Source organism: Streptomyces sp. NPDC048484 (assembly GCF_040651415.1).
GTDB lineage: Bacteria > Actinomycetota > Actinomycetes > Streptomycetales > Streptomycetaceae > Streptomyces.
Genome location: NZ_JBEZJY010000052.1, coordinates 34092 through 52697, shown reverse-complemented (window position 1 = coordinate 52697; position 18606 = coordinate 34092). Strand labels below are relative to the sequence as shown.

17 protein-coding genes, 4 tRNA genes and 1 pseudogene are annotated in these 18606 nt (G+C 68.6%); 11 read left to right on the top strand and 11 right to left on the bottom strand.

All coding sequences use genetic code 11. The features are described 5' to 3' along the window. Positions 1-413 precede the first annotated feature (413 nt). Positions 414-662: a hypothetical protein gene (locus AB0D14_RS37395; protein WP_362787600.1), complete on the top strand. Its 249-nt coding sequence runs from the start codon at positions 414-416 to the stop codon at positions 660-662. A gap of 890 nt (positions 663-1552) precedes the next feature. Here AB0D14_RS37395 and AB0D14_RS37390 read toward each other — a convergent pair. The 4 genes from AB0D14_RS37390 to AB0D14_RS37375 all read right to left on the bottom strand — a co-directional run bounded on the left by AB0D14_RS37390 (position 1553) and on the right by AB0D14_RS37375 (position 3562). Then, positions 1553-1629: transfer RNA gene (locus AB0D14_RS37390), tRNA-Phe, on the bottom strand. A 23-nt stretch (positions 1630-1652) separates the two neighbouring features. After that, positions 1653-1727 (bottom strand) — tRNA-Asp (locus AB0D14_RS37385). A 39-nt stretch (positions 1728-1766) separates the two neighbouring features. Then, positions 1767-1839: transfer RNA gene (locus AB0D14_RS37380), tRNA-Glu, on the bottom strand. A gap of 208 nt (positions 1840-2047) precedes the next feature. Then, positions 2048-3562 (bottom strand): metallophosphoesterase, encoded by a 1515-nt coding sequence (locus AB0D14_RS37375; RefSeq protein WP_362787598.1) that lies wholly within the window; start codon positions 3560-3562, stop codon positions 2048-2050. A 188-nt stretch (positions 3563-3750) separates the two neighbouring features. On the opposite strand from AB0D14_RS37375, the gene AB0D14_RS37370 reads away from it, so the two are divergent. From AB0D14_RS37370 to AB0D14_RS37350, 5 genes are all read left to right on the top strand, one after another. Further along, positions 3751-4101 (top strand): metallopeptidase family protein, encoded by a 351-nt coding sequence (locus AB0D14_RS37370; RefSeq protein WP_362787596.1) that lies wholly within the window; start codon positions 3751-3753, stop codon positions 4099-4101. Between the two features lie 266 nt (positions 4102-4367). After that, positions 4368-4877 (top strand): hypothetical protein, encoded by a 510-nt coding sequence (locus AB0D14_RS37365; protein ID WP_362787604.1) that lies wholly within the window; start codon positions 4368-4370, stop codon positions 4875-4877. Positions 4878-5188: 311 nt separating this feature from the next. Then, entirely contained in the window at positions 5189-7555 is a 2367-nt protein-coding gene (locus AB0D14_RS37360; protein WP_362787594.1) for a DEAD/DEAH box helicase, read from the top strand. A 324-nt stretch (positions 7556-7879) separates the two neighbouring features. Continuing rightward, positions 7880-9415 carry an amino acid permease gene (locus AB0D14_RS37355; protein WP_362787592.1) on the top strand — a complete coding sequence of 512 codons (1536 nt, stop codon included), beginning with the start codon at positions 7880-7882 and terminating at the stop codon, positions 9413-9415. A gap of 201 nt (positions 9416-9616) precedes the next feature. Next, positions 9617-9689 (top strand) — tRNA-Lys (locus tag AB0D14_RS37350). 171 nt (positions 9690-9860) lie between these two features. Here AB0D14_RS37350 and AB0D14_RS37345 read toward each other — a convergent pair. After that, positions 9861-10511 carry a helix-turn-helix domain-containing protein gene (locus AB0D14_RS37345; protein ID WP_362787590.1) on the bottom strand — a complete coding sequence of 217 codons (651 nt, stop codon included), beginning with the start codon at positions 10509-10511 and terminating at the stop codon, positions 9861-9863. Positions 10512-10608: 97 nt separating this feature from the next. Here AB0D14_RS37345 and AB0D14_RS37340 point away from each other — a divergent pair, with 97 nt between their 5' ends. From AB0D14_RS37340 to AB0D14_RS37325, 4 genes are all read left to right on the top strand, one after another. After that, complete coding sequence (locus tag AB0D14_RS37340; protein WP_362787588.1) at positions 10609-11664, top strand: oxygenase MpaB family protein; 1056 nt, start codon at positions 10609-10611, stop codon at positions 11662-11664. 198 nt (positions 11665-11862) lie between these two features. Beyond that, positions 11863-12186 (top strand): hypothetical protein, encoded by a 324-nt coding sequence (locus AB0D14_RS37335; RefSeq protein WP_362787586.1) that lies wholly within the window; start codon positions 11863-11865, stop codon positions 12184-12186. Between the two features lie 38 nt (positions 12187-12224). Then, a complete protein-coding gene (locus AB0D14_RS37330) occupies positions 12225-12800 on the top strand; it encodes a hypothetical protein (RefSeq protein WP_362787584.1) in 576 nt (191 codons plus the stop codon). A gap of 24 nt (positions 12801-12824) precedes the next feature. Further along, positions 12825-13544, top strand: a complete 720-nt coding sequence (locus AB0D14_RS37325) for a leucine-rich repeat domain-containing protein (RefSeq protein ID WP_362787581.1) — start codon at positions 12825-12827, stop codon at positions 13542-13544. 297 nt (positions 13545-13841) lie between these two features. Here the strand turns inward: AB0D14_RS37325 and AB0D14_RS37320 are convergent, their stop codons facing one another. Genes AB0D14_RS37320 through AB0D14_RS37295 form a run of 6 tightly spaced genes read right to left on the bottom strand, consistent with a single transcriptional unit; the run spans position 13842 to position 18052 of the window. Next, positions 13842-14531 carry a contact-dependent growth inhibition system immunity protein gene (locus tag AB0D14_RS37320; RefSeq protein WP_362787580.1) on the bottom strand — a complete coding sequence of 230 codons (690 nt, stop codon included), beginning with the start codon at positions 14529-14531 and terminating at the stop codon, positions 13842-13844. A 12-nt stretch (positions 14532-14543) separates the two neighbouring features. Next, positions 14544-14849 carry an RNase A-like domain-containing protein gene (locus AB0D14_RS37315; RefSeq protein ID WP_362787578.1) on the bottom strand — a complete coding sequence of 102 codons (306 nt, stop codon included), beginning with the start codon at positions 14847-14849 and terminating at the stop codon, positions 14544-14546. Positions 14850-14879: 30 nt separating this feature from the next. Then, positions 14880-15551, bottom strand: coding sequence for a hypothetical protein (locus AB0D14_RS37310; RefSeq protein ID WP_362787576.1), 672 nt, complete (start codon positions 15549-15551; stop codon positions 14880-14882). Between the two features lie 35 nt (positions 15552-15586). Then, a complete protein-coding gene (locus AB0D14_RS37305; RefSeq protein ID WP_362787574.1) occupies positions 15587-17323 on the bottom strand; it encodes an RNase A-like domain-containing protein in 1737 nt (578 codons plus the stop codon). Next, positions 17323-17625: a WXG100 family type VII secretion target gene (locus tag AB0D14_RS37300; RefSeq protein WP_362787572.1), complete on the bottom strand. Its 303-nt coding sequence runs from the start codon at positions 17623-17625 to the stop codon at positions 17323-17325. The genes AB0D14_RS37305 and AB0D14_RS37300 overlap by 1 nt, the downstream gene beginning before the upstream one ends. 25 nt (positions 17626-17650) lie before the next feature. Next, positions 17651-18052 (bottom strand): WXG100 family type VII secretion target, encoded by a 402-nt coding sequence (locus AB0D14_RS37295; RefSeq protein WP_362787570.1) that lies wholly within the window; start codon positions 18050-18052, stop codon positions 17651-17653. Positions 18053-18453: 401 nt separating this feature from the next. On the opposite strand from AB0D14_RS37295, the pseudogene AB0D14_RS37290 reads away from it, so the two are divergent. Next, positions 18454-18582: pseudogene (locus AB0D14_RS37290) on the top strand (SAM-dependent methyltransferase); the annotation flags it as partial. Between the last annotated feature and the right edge of the window lie 24 nt (positions 18583-18606).

Here is an 18606-nt window from a genome sequence, read left to right as displayed (position 1 = left end):
TGTTCATGATCGGATAACGACTCAAGCGGGAAACGGTGACCTCCACACCGTGCCTTCACGCAATGTCAGTGAGACTGCTCAGACCTCGTGAAGTCAGTCCTGTCCAGACCGGGCGCAGGCGAGGTAGGTACGCGGCGAGGTCGCCGACTGCCTCACGTGTGACGGTGGCGAGCCGGGCCGCGAACGCCCGCTGGCCGACATCGGCGCCGGGGATCAGGCGGTCGAGTTCAGTTCCTCGAACTGCGCTTCGCGGAACTGTGCAGCACCCTGCAGCGGCCGCCCTACCGTCTGGCCGGCGCTCTCATGACCGTCGCCTGAGCGGTCTCGGTGTGGCTCACCCACTGATACGCGCGCTCGAAGCCGGACGTGGCTGTGCCCCGGCGTCTGACGGGGCACAGCCATAGAGCGCGGGCATGGCCTACACGTCACTGCACCGCTCCGTCGGCTCACCGCCCGGCCCCGTGACCGCCGAGATGCTCGAACAGGCCGTGACAGCAAGCGTGAGCGAGGCGGAGGACCTCGGCTGGAAGCAGGACGCCGACGCCGTGAAGGACAACAACCGGGAGTACGCCAAGGACTTCGCCGCTCTGGCAAACGCACGCGGCGGGATCATCGTCTGCCTCCTGCCGGTACCTGTCGCCAGAGCTTCAAGGCCACGGTAGGAGCGAGCCCGCCATGAACACCGAAGACGACCGCCAATGCCACCAACTGGCCACACCCGCCCCCTTGCGCCCATGCAGTGATGCCCCACGACAACGGGATGTGCGCTTTGCTGTGCGGCAGGCCTTCAGGTTTGGTGACCCCGTCGGCCAGGTGCACTGCGGCCTGATCCGGTGAACTGCAGGGGGATTGGCCGGTTGGGATGCGGCTCCCTGTGATGCGTTCTCGAAAGGGTGTAGCTCCTTTCAAGGGACGGCCCTACCTGCATGAACTGCGGCTTGGCGCGCGACCGGGTGATCGAACAGGGTCCCCGGGAGGGCAACGCCGCGATCCGTGACTCCCAGGCAGTCGATCTTGATCCGGCCCCGAGCGTGACCTGGCGGTTTCGAAACGATCTATGCGGTGCTCAGCCCGGCCGGTCAGGCAAATGCCCAGCTCAGCCTGTCCCTTGAAAGGAGCTACACCCTTCTCGAAAGGCTCCGCACCGGGCCGAGGATCTGCCCGCGCCAGCCCCTGCCAGGTGCCCCTCAGGGGCGTTCCCGGCGCCAGTCCGAGCAGCAGAACGAGCAGCGGTGGCCAGTGGGACGCGCTGGTCGGGCGCAAGGGGGCAGTGCCGTTTCAGCACGGGCGTGTTGGGGTGCGACAACTAGGCGACACTTTTCACCCTGCTGTGCGCCTGACAGGGCGGCATCTGTCGCACTCCGGAACAGCACGGGTTCTGCGCGGGAGCGGGAGGGGTCGGCAGCCAGGAATCACGTCAGTACGGTGCTGGCACGTCAGCACCGTGTCAGCACAGGAAGCCCTCGGGGTCGACTGCCGCCACGGGTGGGCCTTTGCTCGGGCACGCAACGAGAACGTCCCGGACGGCATGCCGTCCGGGACGTTCTCACTCTGGTGGCTGGGGCCGGGATCGAACCGGCGACCTATCGCTTTTCAGGCGATCGCTCGTACCAACTGAGCTACCCAGCCACGCGACTCGCGAGGAATCGCAGCGGTCCTGACGGGATTTGAACCCGCGGCCTCCACCTTGACAGGGTGGCGAGCACTCCAAACTGCTCCACAGGACCAAGCTGTTGTGTGCGAACAGTGTCGCACACGGTGTTGCGTGCCCCCAACGGGATTCGAACCCGTGCTACCGCCTTGAAAGGGCGGCGTCCTAGGCCGCTAGACGATGAGGGCGAACAGCTACTACCACTCTGCTTCGTCTTCGCGTTCCCAAGAAGGAAGGGGACGTGAGAAGCATGTGACTCCGCGTCCCCCGTTAGGGTTCCGCTTTTCCTTCACTTCGACAGAAGCTCGGGACGGTCAAGCCCTGACCGGTGCCCTTGGGCACGAGCAGACTGTACTACGCGGCCTGTACGCAGGCCAAACCAGATAGGCAGGCGGCTCAGGGCCGGTTCTCCTTGGGGAGATGCCGGCTGACCTCGGCCGTCGTGAGCCCGAGCCCGCCCAGTTTGATCTCGTCCCAGGCCTGGAGACGGCGCGTGTCACGGTCCAGGTAGAGGATCGACGTCTCGATCGGGGCGGGATCGTCGCCCTCCAGCGCGCGCAGGCCGCCACCGCCCGTCGAGCCCTCGATGCGCAGCCGCGTGCCGTACTTCATGACCTCCATCTCCTGGTGGTGGACATGGCCGGCCAGGACCAGGGGCACGTCGCCGTCCGTCTCGCGCGCGGCCGTCGGGTTGTGCGCGACGGCGATGTCGACCGGGGTGCCCGCGGCCTCCTGGTCGCGCAGGGAGGAGGCGAGGCGGGCGCCCGCGAGCACCTCCGACTGGTCGCCGCCCACCTTGGCCGAGCGGTCGGGGGTGAACTGCGGGTCGCCGACGCCCGCGAAGCGCAGGCCCGCGACCGAGACGGCCCGGCCGTCGTCGAGGACGTGCACGTTCTTCATGCGCTCCAGGTAGCGCTGGGTGACCCGGCCGTCGTGGTTGCCGCGCACCCAGACGTACGGGGCGCCGACGTCTGCGGCCGGGTCCAGGAAGCCGTTCTCCGCCGCGGTCCCGTGGTCCATCGTGTCGCCGGAGTCGACGACGACGTCGATCTTGTACTGCTCCACCAGCGAGGCGATGATCTTCCAGCTCGCCGGGTTGAGGTGGATGTCGGAGACGTGCAGGACCCGGATGGTGGAGGGGTCCGGCGCGTACGCGGGAAGCGTGGACGTGACGTCGTACAGCTTCGTCACGTTCGTCACCAGGCGGGCCAGCTCCTTCTGGTAGACGTCGAACTCGCTGACGATGCTGCGGGCGTTGCCGACGACCGAGGGGGCGGAGGAGAGCAGGCCCGAGAACTTCGGCTCCAGGACCGACTTGGGGTTCCAGGTGGCGAAGGCCGTGGCCCCGCAGGCGGCGAGCAGGGTCAGCGCCAGGCCGCCCGCCGCGAGGGCCCGGCGCGGGCGGCGGTAGACCGCGAGGCCCAGCGCGGTCGCGCCGGAGACCACGGCGACACAGGAGCGTACGGCCAGGTCGAGGGTGCCGGCGCCGACGTCGTCGGCGACCTCGTCCTGGAGGCCGGAGAGCCGTTCCGGGTGGTCGACGAGGGCCTGGGAGCGGACCGGGTCGAGCTGGTCGACGTCCACGTCGAGACGCAGGGGTGCCGTGTGGCTGCGCAGTTCGAGGGCGCCGAGCGGAGAGACGTTGATCTTCGTGCCGCCCGTGAGGGAGGGGCGCAGCGTCATCGTGGTGTCCATGGGGCCGACCGGCGCGCGGACGTTCCCCACGATCAGCAGACCCAGCCACGCGCCGAGCAGGACGACGGCGACGAGGCTGAGCGCCCGGGTGTACGGGTGCGGCTGGTGGACGAGTTCGATGACGGGGTGGGAGCGGCGTGAGCGGTAGTGGCGTACGAGGAGGCGGGGAACCTTTCGTACGTGGTGCAGAGCGGCGGCAGCGGGGACGCGGGCCATTGGGCGCGTATGCCCAAGGGGTGGGGCGGGTATGCGGCGCGGGCCGAGCGCACCCCTCCCGCGGCGGCTCCCGTCCATGCTCCGCAGAACCTCTCGTCCGGGCTCCGCAGAACCTCCCGTCCGGGCTCCCCACGAGCTCCGTATGTGGCAGCCCTGGCATCCCGGCGTCCGTACCGGACAATGGTCATGTGCTGGAGATGACGCGCGAGGAGTTCGAGGAACTGGTCGCCGAGGCGCTGGACCGGATCCCGCCGGAGCTGACGCGGTTGATGGACAACGTGGCGGTGTTCGTCGAGGACGAACCGCCCGCCGACGACCCCGAGCTGCTCGGGCTCTACGAGGGGACGCCGCTGACCGATCGCGGTGAGTGGTACGCGGGGGTGCTGCCGGACCGGATCACCATCTACCGGGGGACCACGCTGCGGATGTGCGGGACGCGCGAGGAGGTGGTGGCCGAGACCGAGGTGACCGTGGTGCACGAGATCGCCCACCACTTCGGGATCGACGACGCGCGGCTGCACGCCCTCGGGTACGGCTGACGTCCGGCCAGTCGTCGCTCGGTACGTGCGTACTGGGCGTGCGTACTGGGCGTACGTACGTGTACGCGTCCGGCTGACGCCCGGTCACGCGCACGTGTGTGCGTCCGGTCGCGGCGTCCGGCCGCGCTCCGCTCTCCGCGTACGGCCGCGTGTCCTCTTGTGGGCGGCGGGAGTTGGGCAGGGGGACTCCTCATACCCTTCCCCGCGCTCTCGGCCTCGCCCGAGCAAGGGGGGACCCCCTCCGGAGGTAGCTGCCCGTGCGCGCCATGTACGTACCCGTCCGTCTGGCCGCCGTGGCCGTGGCCCTGGCCGTCGCCGCCGGCTGCATGAGCGTCGGTGACGACGAGGGAAGCCGGGCCACGCCCTCCCACTCGGCGGGACGGCGGGGCGGCGAGGCGCCCGGCGGAGGGTCGGCGGTGAACGGCGGGGGCTCCGGCTACCGCGGAACGGGTGACGGAAAACACGCCAGGGCCAAGCCGGGGAAGTCCGCGTCCGGGTCGGCGTCGCCGTCGGCGGGGGAGAGCGGGTCGGCCGCGCCGAATAAGCCGGACAAGGACGACGCCGGCGGGAAGAAACCCAGGCCAGGGGGGTCGGCGCCGACGAAGGCGCAGCCCACACCGACACGTCCGGCACCGGATCCGACGCCCACCAAGGAGACGCCTGTGCCGTCACCGGACCCGACGACCGCGGAGCCGTCGTCCTCTGCGCATCCGGAGCCCGAACCGCAGCTCGTCGAACGTCGGGAACCGGCGCCGCGAGCCGGCGTCGAGGCCTGAGAACGGGCCCGCCGCTGGGTCCGGTTTGGGTCCGGGCTTGGGTCCGGGTTTGGTCCGGAGGGGCCCTGCGTGGGGGCGTGTCGGGGGCGTGCGCAGGCCTCTGACCTGGTCGGTCGTCCTCAGTTTGCCTTCCGAGGCAGACAGTGCGTATGGTAGTAGATCGTTTGATCCTAATTGCCCGGCGCCATCACAGAGCGCCGCGTGGCGCGTACTCTTCCCTTGCCGTGGCTGACCGCATTGAGGCGGTCGTTTGCGAAATCACGGAGTTGACGGGCACGTGCCGACGAGACTCCGGAAGGTTTCGCATTCGCATGTCCATTTCCAGTACTGACCACATCGTCGTGCCCGAGAACGAGGCGACCGACGAGACCGCGGCACTCGCGGCTCCCACCGCTGATGTGGTCCCTGCCGCTGACGCGGCCCCCACCGCCGACGTGGCCCCCGAAGCCGACGCGGCCCCCGAAACCCCTGAGGTCACCTTCGAGTCCCTCGGTCTCCCCGAGGGCGTTGTGCGCAAGCTCGCGCAGAACGGCGTGACCAGTCCCTTCCCCATCCAGAGCGCGACCATTCCGGACGCCCTGGCCGGCAAGGACATCCTCGGCCGCGGCCGCACCGGCTCCGGCAAGACCCTCTCCTTCGGCCTGCCGCTGCTCACGCAGCTCTCCGGCGGCCACACCGAGAAGAAGAAGCCCCGCGGCATCATCCTCACGCCGACGCGTGAGCTCGCGATGCAGGTCGCGGACGCCCTCCAGCCGTACGGTGACGTCCTCGGCCTGAAGATGAAGGTCGTCTGCGGCGGTACGTCGATGAGCAACCAGATCTACGCCCTGGAGCGCGGCGTCGACGTCCTCGTCGCCACTCCGGGCCGACTGCGCGACATCATCAACCGCGGCGCCTGCTCCCTGGCGAACGTCCAGGTCGCGGTGCTCGACGAGGCCGACCAGATGTCCGACCTGGGCTTCCTGCCCGAGGTCACCGAGCTGCTCGACCAGATTCCGGGCGGCGGCCAGCGCATGCTGTTCTCGGCCACGATGGAGAACGAGATCTCCACGCTGGTCAAGCGCTACCTGACCAACCCGGTCACGCACGAGGTCGACAGCGCCCAGGGCAACGTCACGACCATGACGCACCACATCCTCATCGTGAAGCCCAAGGACAAGGCGCCGGTCACCGCCGCGATCGCCTCCCGCAAGGGCCGCACGATCATCTTCGTCCGCACCCAGCTGGGCTGCGACCGCATCGCCGAGCAGCTCTGCGACTCCGGTGTGAAGGCCGACGCGCTGCACGGCGGCATGACGCAGGGCGCGCGTACCCGCGTGCTCGAGGACTTCAAGAAGGGTTACGTCAACGCGCTCGTCGCGACCGACGTGGCCGCCCGCGGCATCCACGTCGACGGTATCGACCTGGTCCTTAACGTGGACCCGGCCGGTGACCACAAGGACTACCTGCACCGCTCCGGCCGTACGGCGCGTGCGGGGCGCAGCGGCACGGTCGTGTCGCTCTCCCTGCCGCACCAGCGTCGACAGATCTTCCGCCAGATGGAGGACGCGGGCGTGGACGCCTCGCGTCACATCATCCAGGGCGGCGCCGCCTTCGACGCGGATGTCGCGGACATCACGGGTGCCCGGTCGATGACCGAGGTCCAGGCCGAGTCCGCGGGCAACGCGGCGCAGCAGGCCGAGCGTGAGGTGTCGCAGCTCGGCAAGGAGCTGGAGCGCGCGCAGCGGCGTGCCACCGAGCTGCGCGAGGAGGCCGACCGGCTGATCGCGCGCTCGGCGCGTGAGCGTGGCGAGGACCCGGAGGCCGCGCTGGCCGAGGCCGCCGCCGTCATCGAGGCCGCCGCGGTGGCCGTGGCCCAGGAGCCGGCGGCGCAGGCCGCCACCGAGTCGGTGCGCGACGAGCCGCGTCAGCGTCGTGACGACCGTGGCAACTACGAGCGCCGTGACCGTCGTGACGAGCGGCCCTCCGGTAACTCCGGTGGTTTCCGCCGTGACGACCGTCGGGACGGTGGCGACCGCGGTGGTGACCGTGGCGGATTCCGTCGTGACGACCGTTCCTCGGGGTCCTCGGGTGGCGGCTTCAACCGTGACCGCCGTGACGACCGTTCCTCGGGCGGTTTCAACCGCGACCGTCGTGACGACCGTTCCTCGGGGTCCTCGGGTGGCGGCTTCAACCGTGACCGTCGTGACGAGCGTCCCTCCGGAAACTCCGGTAACTCCGGTGGTTTCCGCCGGGACGACGAGCGTGGCGGCCGTTCTTTCGACCGTCGTGACGACCGTCCGTCGGGTGGTTTCCGCCGTGACGACCGTCGGGACGGTGGCGACCGCGGTGGTGACCGTGGCGGATTCCGTCGCGACGACCGTTCTTCGGGTACTTCAGGGACTTCGGGGACCTCGGGGTCCTCGGGCGGTGGCTTCAACCGTGACCGCCGTGAGGGCGACCGTCCGTCGGGCGGCTTCCGCCGGGACGACCGTCCGTCGGGCCACCGGGGCAGCGACCGTCCGTTCAACCGTGACCGGCAGGGCGACCGTCCCACGGGCGGTGGCTTCCGCTCCGGCGGCCACGACCGTCCGACCGGCCGTCGTGACGACCACCGCGGCGCCGGCTCCGGTTCGGGTTCGGGCTCCGGCTCCTCCTTCCGCCGCGACGACAAGCCGCGCTGGAAGCGCAACGGCTGACGCTGACGCACACTGACGTACATCACTCGAAGGGCCCGGACGACCGTCAACCTCGGTCGGCCGGGCCCTTCGGCGTTGGCCAGGTGCGGTTGACGGTTGACCAGATGCAGAGGTGGGCGCCGGATGTCCTGACAAGGCGCTCCGGGTTGCTGCCCCGGGAGCCCCAGCCGGAATGCCCCGGGAGCGCCAGCCGAATGCCCCAGGAGCCCTGTGTGGGCCAGGCCTCCGGGCCATGCCTCTGGCTGCCCCCTCGGGCCACGTTTTCGGCCAGAAGGACCGCTCTTTGGCGCATGTCGTACCTTCAGCGAGGGAATTGCTGGGGGCATGACAGATGACGCCAGAGTGAGTGGGCTGTCGGACGAAGAGCGGCTGGCCCAGCTCGGTTACACGCAGGTTCTCGCCCGCCGCATGTCGGCGTTCTCCAACTACGCGGTCTCCTTCACGATCATCTCGGTCCTGTCGGGCTGCCTGACGCTCTATTTGTTCGGCATGAACACCGGCGGGCCCGCAGTGATCACCTGGGGCTGGGTCGTGGTCGGGCTCATGACCCTGTTCGTCGGGCTCGCGATGGCCGAGATCTGTTCGGCGTATCCGACCTCCGCGGGCCTGTACTTCTGGGCCCACCGCCTCGCCCCGCCGCGTACGGCAGCGGCATGGGCGTGGTTCACGGGGTGGTTCAACGTCCTCGGCCAGGTCGCCGTGACCGCGGGCATCGACTTCGGCGCGGCCTCGTTCCTGGGCGCGTATCTGAACCTCCAGTTCGACTTCGAGGTCACACCCGGCCGTACGATCCTGCTCTTCGCCGGGATCCTCGCCCTGCACGGCCTGCTGAACACCTTCGGCGTACGCATCGTCGGCCTCCTCAACAGCGTCAGCGTGTGGTGGCACGTCGTGGGCGTGGCGGTCATCGTGGGCGCGCTGACCTTCGCACCGGACCACCACCAGTCGGCGTCCTTCGTCTTCACGGAGTTCGTGAACAACACGGGCTGGGGCAGCAGCTTCTACGTGGTGCTGCTCGGCTTGCTGATGGCGCAGTACACCTTCACCGGGTACGACGCCTCGGCGCACATGACGGAGGAGACGCACGACGCGTCCACGGCAGGGCCGAAGGGCATCGTCCAGTCCATCTGGACCTCGTGGATAGCGGGCTTCGTCCTCCTCCTCGGCTTCACCTTCGCGATCCAGTCGTACGACGGCGCCCTCGGCTCCCCGACCGGGGTGCCGCCCGCCCAGATCCTCCTGGACGCCCTGGGCGCGACCGCGGGCAAGCTGCTCCTGCTGGTGGTGATCGGCGCGCAGTTGTTCTGCGGCATGGCGTCGGTGACCGCCAACTCCCGCATGATCTACGCCTTCTCGCGTGACGGGGCGCTGCCGTTCTCGAACCTCTGGCACACGGTGAACCCGCGCACACGTACGCCCGTCGCGGCGGTGTGGCTCGCGGCGCTGAGCGCGCTGGTCCTCGGCCTGCCGTACCTGATCAACGCGACCGCGTACGCGGCGGTGACGTCCATCGCGGTGATCGGCCTCTACATCGCGTACGTCATCCCGACGCTGCTGCGGCTGCGGAAGGGGGACGCCTTCCGACGGGGCCCGTGGCACCTGGGCCGCTGGTCCCGCCCGATCGGCGTCGTGGCGGTCGGCTGGGTCGCCGCGATCACGATCCTCTTCATGCTCCCCCAGGTCTCGCCGGTCACGTGGGAGACCTTCAACTACGCCCCCCTCGCAGTACTGGCCGTCCTCGGCTTCGCCGCGGCGTGGTGGTTCGCCTCGGCCCGCCACTGGTTCCTCAACCCGGACCACGAGCGCACCCGCGCCCGCGAGGCGGCCCGCTCAGGCGCCCCGGAGCCCCTCGACCCGTGACGTCCCGCACCCGGCTCTGCGCTCGGCTTGGAGCCCGGCGCTGAGCCAGCTCCGCACCCGGCTCCGAGCCCCGCGTCGCCCCTCCGGAACGCTTCGGCGCGGCCTGGACACCGATACCCGATCGGAGTCCCGGCCGCGTCCGGCTATGCTCGTACCTGCATCGACACGGGTCGGTGCGTGTACCGGCGCGGGTCGGTGCACGGACCCTTAGCTCAATTGGCAGAGCAGTGGACTTTTAATCCATTGGTTGTGGGTTCGAGTCCCACAGGGTCTACGGACTGCGGGGGAGAGGGAAACCTCTCTGACCTGTTACGCAGCGTCCGGGTCGGCTTCGGTCGACCCGGACGCTGTCTCGTTTTCCGGCCCTCGCGCGCGATGCGTGAGCGGACGTGCCCGTGCCCCGCGAAGGCTGTCGCCGAGGTCACTGTTCTCCGCTGACTTGCCGTCAACGCGCAGGCGGCCAGATGGCGCCGAGGATCATCTGTACTTGGCTGATCAGATGTGACGGGTCGAATCTGCCGGGATCGGTGAGCGCGACGCGGCCGAAGTGTTCCGCGCAGGCGACGAGGGCGTGGGCGAGGACCTGCGGGTCGAGTGCCGGGCCGGTCCGGTCGGCCAGGACGAGAGAGAGCCATTCCCCGACCCGGAGCCGAAACCGTTCTCGGTCCGCCTCGATGCGGTCGCGGACGACCGTGGGCATGTTGCCCGGAGTCAGCAGGATCAGCCGCCACGTGTCAGGGTCCTCGCGGAGCATCGCGGACATCCGGCGCACCGCCTCGGAGACGAACGCGGCGGGGTCGCGCAGGTCCTCCGCACCGGGGATCGTCTCAAGCAGCCGTCCGAAGGCGCGTGCCTGTTGCCGGTCGAGCAGTGCGGTCAGCAGGGCGTCGAGGTTCTCGAAGGCGCCGTAGACCACCGAACGGGCGACATCGGCCCTCTTCGCGATGGCGTCGATGGAGACCCGGTCGTAGCCGTCGCTCACGATCACGGCGAGGGCCGCGTCGAGCAGCTGCTCACGGCGTTCCGCGATCGGGACGCGCGGGGCGTAGGGGCGTCGCTTGCGGGGCCTGTCTTCCGAAGATGTGGGCGCTGGCACCTTGGCAGTTTACGACATCCGTGTCTTAATTTAAGACAGCAGTGTCGTAATTGAGGATCGAGGCGGCGTACGCCGCGGGCGCACGAGGAGCGGCTCCATGGTGAAGCGGAGTGAGATCGAACCGCACGAGGACTACGGCTTCTTCGGCCCAGGTTCGGTGGTGTGGAAGGTCTGGAGCCATCCGGCCGCGCCGACGGTGGGTTTTCAGCGGGCAGTGGTGGTGGAGGAACTCGACCCGCCGCTGGTGGCCGCCGTCCACGCGACCCAGGGCATCTACCGGCGCTCCCGCACCCGCTACGACCGGACCCTGCGGTACTTCGCGATGGTGGCCTTCGCCGGTTCGCACGAGGTGTGCAAGGCCGCGGACATCCTGGTCAAGGTCCATTCCAAGGCGATCGGCCGGCTGCCCTACGGCGGCGGGACCTACGATGCCAACGACCCCGCCTCGCAGTTGTGGATCCTGCTCACCGGCTGGCACTCGGTCCTCTACGCGTACGAGAAGTACGGGCCCGGGAAGCTCTCCGCGCAGGAGGAGAAGGAGTACTGGGAAGCATGCGCGGTCGCGGCGGAACTGCAGACCTGCTCTCCCGACGACATTCCCCGCAGCCGTGAGGGCGTCCGGGCGTACTTCGAACGGATGCGCCCGCAGCTGTCCGCCAGCCCGATCGCCAGGCAGGCCATGAACCACCTGCTCAGGAGCGAGCTCGTACTGCCGCCGACGCCGCGCTGGGCGAAGCCGGCGAGTCTGGCTGTCGCGAAGGCGCAGCGGATCGCCACGATCGCCACCATGCCGCGCTGGATGCGCGAGATGGCCGGGATCCGGCAGCCACGCCTCCTCGACCTGCTCATCGTGCCCGTCATGAAGGTGGCCTTCGCGCTCGCCCACCTCAGCCCCAGGGCCGAGCTACGCCTGATAGCACGGCTCTCGCCCTCCACGGTTCCGGTGATCGCGCCGATGAAGCTCGGCATCCCTCCCCGCAAGGAGGAAGTGCTGGCGCCGGCGGAGGCCCGCGCCCGCCACGGCTACGCCAAGCCCGCCGAAGCCCACCTCGAATTCCGGGCCAGGCAGGCCGCCCGCGTCTTCGACAACGGCGAGGCGCCCAGCGACCAGGGGCTCATCGAGTCCCAGGAGGTCCTGGGGCCGCTCTCGTGACCCGGGCCGGTCTTTTTTTGCAGGGTGTCTGCGATCCGTGCACGGAGGAGAGCGCTGCCTGGGACGCGCCCCCAGCCCTCGAACAGACGCGAGTGAGTAACGACTACTCATGCCCTGGCACACCGTCACGGGCACTCTTTGGGGTAACCGGCAGCCGGACCTCTGAGAGCTGGCGCCACGAGGGAACGGGGATCTCTCATGCTCGCACTCGGACGTCTGGGCAGGCTCGGCCTGGCGGCCGGCACGGCAGCCGTTCTGGCCACCGGCCTGGCCACCAACGCTCAGGCCGCCACGGGAACGCTTCGGTACTTCTCGATCACCGGTGAGGAGTTCCGGGCCAGCAACCCGCCGGACAACGTCTGTATCAAACTCCGGATCCGGCCAGATCTGATCGACAACCACACGAACAAGACGGTGAGTGTCTACCTGAACGCCGACTGCTCCCTCTTAGTGGTGGACCTGGAGCCCGGCCGCGCGGCGGCCCATCTCGGAGGCCCCCGCTCGGTGCGGTTCATCGGTTGAGCGGTCGAGCGGTCGAGCGGTTGACAAGAACATGTGAGGTGCCCCGCACTGCCTGGTGCGGGGCACCTTCCCTTGCTCAGATCTTCTCGCGGCCGACCACGGGGGCCGACGGTCAGCAGAGGGCCTCGGACTCGGCGGCCGGAGTCGGCTCCAGCGCCCCGGGAGCCGGCTCCAGCGTCTCGCCCAGTGCCCCGGGAGCCTCTCCGTACGTGGAGCCGGGGGCCGGTGACGGTGCTCCGCACTACAACGAGAACAACGCCTACCGGCGAACGGGCGAGATGTCTCCCGCCCACGAGCGGGATGCCGAGCGGGAGGCTGCCCGTATCGAGCCGGTGCTCAAGCGGCTGTGGGAGCAGGGGAAGTGGGACCCCGCGACTGTGCGTGCGGCGCTGTTCGAGCTCGGGTACGAGGAGGGGGACGACGCGCTGACCGTCCGGGAGATGTTCCGGCGTTTCAAGAACAACGAGTACTACACGCCTGAGGGGGCCATGGTCGGCCTGAGCGTCCACCCCGACGCCTGCGTCACCGCGTTCGTGCAGAAGTCCAACTACGGCGTACAGACCAACGGACCGTACCTGGAGACAGGCTGCTTCGAGCCTCCCTACGGGCACTGAACGGACCGAGGAAGGGATCACGCCGTGCCGCACGTGTTGAACCTCTGGCGTCAACAGCTGGGACGAGTACCTGAGTCTGTCTGGCGGCGCACCGAGCTCCAGGTGCTGATCCTCGCGGACAACGGGCTCACCGATCTCCCACCCGAGATCGGACGGCTGCACCGGCTTGCCACCCTGGACCTCGGCCACAACCACCTCACCTCGGTGCCCGCCGAACTGGGCGACCTGGCCGAACTCAGCGGCTGCCTCTACCTGCACGACAACAAGCTCTCGGAGATCCCGGACTCGCTGGGAAACCTGACGCGGCTGCGCTACCTCAATGCCGGCGAGAACACGCTCACCGTCCTGCCCGAGGCCATCGGCCGCATGCCCGGACTCATCGAGCTCCGGACGCAGCACAACCGACTGACCACGCTGCCCGACAGCATGGGAGACCTCCGCAACCTGCGCGAACTCTGGCTCCGGGGCAATGCGGTCGAAAGCCTGCCGCCGTCCATGGCCGACCTCCGCGAACTGCGCCACCTGGATCTGAGGGAGAACGCCCTCAACGAACTCCCCCAGACGCTGGCCAGCCTGCCCCGACTGCGCCAGGTCGACGTGCGAAGCAACCGCCTCACGCGGCTGCCGGACTGGGTCGTCGACATGCCCGCGCTGGAGAAGCTGGACGTGCGCTGGAACGCCTGCGAGCCCTCGCCGTCGCTGCTGACAGAACTGGAGCGGCGAGGCTGCGTCGTTCTCTCGTAGACCGAAAAGCTGCTGCTCAGCAGCCCGCCGTGCGTGAGTGATGCGTCAGCGGATGTGCCCGTGGATGTGTCCGTGATCTGCGGAGCGGCTGCGGCTGAGCCGGACGAATCGGCGGCTGCCGGATGCGACCGGGGGATCAGCTTCGGTGCCTTCTCGGCGATCTTGATGGATCAACCGTCGCACTTCCTCCGCACACACCCGGAAAGGGTCACACCGGCGCCACCGTGCCCGTAATTGTGGGTTGTGAAGGTGCCGTCATCACGGCGTTCGGCGGAGTGAGCGAAGGCGGGCGCGTGGTCAGCTGGTGGCCGGTCCGGGTCCGTAGTCCGCCTTGAATCCGACCAGGCCGTCCGCGAGGTGGGCCAGCCAGCCGCTCGGTGCGTACGGCTGGGGCGGGTCGACCTCCATGCCCAGCTCCGCCACCGCGAGGGCGTAGTCGGACTCTGGAAGGGCGAGGGCGAGCAGTTCGCGGAGCTCGCCCGTGAGGCGGGCAACCAACTGCGGGTCCGTGGTGGCGGTGTAGTCGCGTACGGCCGCGTCGTGGTCCGGGAACTCGTCCGGCATGTCCTGCGAGAACCAACCGCCGAGGAACTGGCCGAGCTCGGGGAAGCGGGCATGCCACTCCCAGTGGGTGCGCGGGCCGGCCGGGGGCGGGACCTCGCCCTCTTCGACCGACCGCTTCAGATGGTCCGCGATCACGAACAGCCAGTCCTGGATCGCCGATTCGGGCAGGCCGAGGTCCGGCACGGGGTAGAACTCCCCCAGGCTCAGGCGCAGTCGGCCCGGTGGGTTGCGGGCGTACTCGCGGATCTGCTGTTCGGCCGTGGCCAGGGCCCAGGGGCGGGTGTGCCAGGTGTGACGGAGGTAGGCCTGCAGGGCTTCGCTCGGCCTGTCCGGCTCGTCATCGGCCGGCATGCCGGTGTACGCGCTGATCACCTGGTCCAACTCGCCGTAGCGGCGGTCGAACTCGAACGGCTTCATGGACACGGCGCTGGACCTCTACAGGTAGATCGGGACGGTGGTGAGCACGACGAAGCCGTGCGGGCTGCCCGGCTCACGCTTGAGGACGACACGTGCCGCCCGCACATCGACGGGCTCGCGCCCGGCGAGCATCATCGCCTGCAGCAGTACGCGGCCCACCGGCGCCTCGCGGGAGGGCCAGGCGGCCTCGATGGCGAGACGGGCCCGGGTGCCCTGGGCGAGCCAGCGGTGGATCTTCTGCTCGTTGCCGGTCACCACCTGCTGGGTGGCCCATTGGGCGGTTTCCCGGTCGGGATAGGTGGCCGAGCGGGTCCTTACGGTCATGCGCAGAACTTCCTGTGGGCGGTGCGTGCTTCAGGAACCGGAATGCTCGGTCCGCATGTGGTCGTCGATTCTTCGGGTGATCTCACGCAGTGCGTCGTGCGAAGCCCAGGGAATCCATCGCGTCACATTGGCGGACAGCGCCGCGGGCTCCGGAAAAAGCACCAGTACCGATTGGGCATCGGCTGCGAGTCGGGAGAACGTCTCGCTGCAGAACGGATGCTCCGCTTCGATGAAAGCCGCGATCGAATCGGACAGCAAGGGGTACTCGCCGTCATAGATCCAGTTGGCGCCGAAACCGAAAAGCTCCGGGAAACGGGCTGCCGCCTCCCAGTCCGCCAGGGAGAGATCGGCGAATCCTGCGTCCGGCTCCTGGTCGACTACTCTGATCAGGCTGGCCAGCGTGCGCAGGTACTCATCCCCCGGGACATCGTCTCGCGCCTTGTCCAGCCGTTCGGTGAACGTACGCGGGAAGAATGCCGCGCCCTCCGACCGAAACAGGTCGGCCGTGTGGTCGAGCAGGGCGGCAACGGACGCGACGGGAAACAGCCAGCGCGACGTGTCGGCGGCACACGTGGTGCGGACGAAGCGCCTTAGTTCGTCGTTCAGGTCGAGGGCGCCTTGCGACTCCTGGGCGCGCAGAGCTGCCTCGACCACGCGTCTGACCGGTCCGTCGTTGAAAAGGGTGCCGGTGTGCGAGATCACGTCGCGATCATCTCCATAAAGAACGTACGAAGTTTTCAGGGGGACACGGGATATGACGTGATCACCACGAACGGGGGGTCCATTCCCTTCCTGTACTTCAGGGCGACCTGCGTGGAGTGCACCTCGCTCGCGGTCGCCCCCATACCGTGCGCATCATAGTCGGCGCGCTCGACGGTGCGGCCGGTGGCGTCCGGGAAGGTGAGGGTCAGCGGCGGGGATATCTTGGAATTGTTCGGGTCCCAGGCAGGGTTGTTCCTTTCCCGCTGCTGCACCCGCTCGATCCACTTCTCGATCCGGTCCGCATTGTCGATGTCGTCAAGTGCTGCCTGGGTGAACCGCTGGGCGGAGCCGAGATCCTTGTACGCCGAAGCGGACGGCGCGTTGTTCTGGTCGCGCAGCCGCTGGGTCAGCTGGTCGTCGGTGAGCCCGATGTGCTTGTCCACACCGTGGCTGTTTCCGATACCTTCCTGACTCGCGAGGTCGAGCGGATAGAAATGGTCCTTCGGGTCCTCGCCCGGAACCATGTATTTGTGCTCGTTCTTGAAGTCGTTCAGTGCCCTGGCACCGAACGACTCGGCCCGGGCCTCCTCCGCGTGGAACGTGGGCGCGCTCCGGTGTGCCTCGTCCAGCGGCCCCGTCAGCGCGTCCAGCTTCGACACCAGTGCGTTGACGCGGGAGTTGTACTCGGTGACGACAGCGTTCAGTCTCGCGGTGTCGATGTTGAGAATGATTCCCGCACCAAGCTGGGCGGCGCCCTTGACGGCCCCCTTCGCCACGCCCTTGATGAGCCCCTTGACGTCGTCCATGCCGACGCCGTCCTTGAGATTCACCTCAACCTTGGGAATGGCCTCCTCGACGGCGTCCCGGTACACCTCCCAGACCTCGCGGTTGAGGTACACGGCCGCCTCGGCGAACTGGTACAGCAGATCGCTGACCTTCTGAGCAGTGTCGAAGAGCACCGTCATCACCGGATGCGTGGCGGTATTCGAGGAGGCCGAGTCATGCTTCCACTGGTAGCCCGCGGTGCTCGTGCCCCACGCCGTCGTACCCCATAACGAGCTGCAGAACTGGCGCATGGCATCGTGCCATTCGCTGTTGCTCTGCTGCGTGATGCTGCTGACGTTGCCCGTCAGACCGCTCTCGGTCATGGAGAGCGTCATGGTCGTCGCCATCCAGGCCTTGGACAGCGAGTTGAGGTAGTGCTGCTGCGGGAACGGGTAGACCTCGGCGACCTTGCCCATCCGGTAGGCGTGCTTCACGACCGGACGCAGCACCTCGCGGATCGGCTCTGGCACCCACTCGAGCAGCGAACGGATCCAGTCGTCGCCACCGTCGTCGTCACCCCACTTCAGGTTCGGTACGGAGCCGTAGTCCGGCACGTTCTCGATGGCCTTCGGGAGCGGTTGGGTGACCGCCTTCGTCCGGCCCGTGGCGTCGTTGGCCGCCTCCGCCTTGGCGTAGTTGTTGGCCGTGGTGGTGAAGCCGACCGCGACGCCGCCGATACTGACGACGCTCTTCGCCCACACCTCGAGGAAGCGGTCGCCCACCTTCACATAAGAGGTGGCAAAGGCCTGGGGAGCGGTGCCGTAGCCGCCGGCGTCCGGGTACTCCCTCAGCTTGTCCAGGAGGTCCTTGGCGCCTCTGTCCATCGGTGTCTGCTGCATCGCCACGCCGCCCGAGACCCGGAACAGGTCCGACGGCTTGACGTCGATGGTGCCGCTCTGGCCCGGACCCTGCGCGCCCGGCTGCGGCCCGGAGTTCGGTCCCGCCATCAGCCGGCGCCCCAGCCCCGCAACACCGCCTGGTGTGCCGCCGCGTAGTTGATGTGCCCCTTGGTGACGACCTCGTGCAGCCACTTCTGCGCCGCCCGCAGGTCCTCGGCGGAGTGGTCCCACTTGTCGAGTTCGTCGACGAAGACCTCGCGGGCCTCGCCTTCCCAGGTGAGGACGATCTTCTCCGCCCGGCCGTACAGCACGTCCAGTTGTCCGTTGAGCTTCTTGAGGATGTCCTCGAGCTCGCCGGACAGCCTCTGCAGCGTCGCGAATTCGACCGTTATGTGTTCGTCGTCCGTCATCCTTCTCCCCCGTACCCAGACGTTCTCAGAAATCGGCGATGCTGCTCCGCGGCGCGGTGGCGGCCGGGTTCGGCGTCGAGAGCTCGGCGGCCTCGGCCTTCACATCAGTCTCGGCCTGGATCTTCCGCAGCTGCTCCATGATGCCGAGGTCCTGCTCCGAGAACCCGTCCCTGCTCAGCCGTACGGCCTGTTCGAGGCGCTGGATGACCAGGCGGATGCGTACGGCGTCCTCGGCCGCGCCCCGGTGCAGGGCCCGGTACGCCTTGGCCGCGGGCCCGCGCCAGCCCGCCTCGATGCTGTCGACGACGGCGTCCATGCGCTTGACCTGCTTGTCCAGGTGGTCCTGCATCGCGTCGAGGTCTTCGGCGAGATCGGTCAGCCGATCGCCTGTGACCCGCAGTCTGGTCCGCCCGCTTTCTCCGCTCATGTCATCCCCCGGTTCGTGGTGGTCAACAGCGTTGTCCCCGGCGCCACTTCCGTTATCCACAAGCACCCTAACAACGCCGCGTCACGGCGCGGCAGCGGATCGTCCACGGGCGCGGTCCCGCTCGCCTCGTGTAAATCGGCCGATCGTCCACGGATATGGTCGTCGCACGTGGGCCGTACCCCACTGCACCGCGTACGCGCCGCACAGAAACGAAGAGATCCCGCCCGATGAGTGTCCCTGGTCTGCCGCGTCAGGAGGTGTTGGTGATCGCTTCCTGCCGGGCGAGTGCTCCTGGCGGCCGGGGGAGTTCGACGTCGAGGGCGCGTGCGAGGTTCCGCAGTGTGTTGATTCGTGCGGACTGGCGTGTTCCCTGTTCGAGTTTTTGGATCGTGTCGACGTGCCGTGTCCTGGACGCTTACGACGAGGCCGACCGTCCGGGACCGGAGACGTTCACCCTGTACGTCCGCGACGGCGGACAGCGCCTGCGGCACCCGCAGATGCCCGACCTGTCGCTGCCGAGGCTGTTCTGACCAAAGCTGCGCGATACGGCCCAC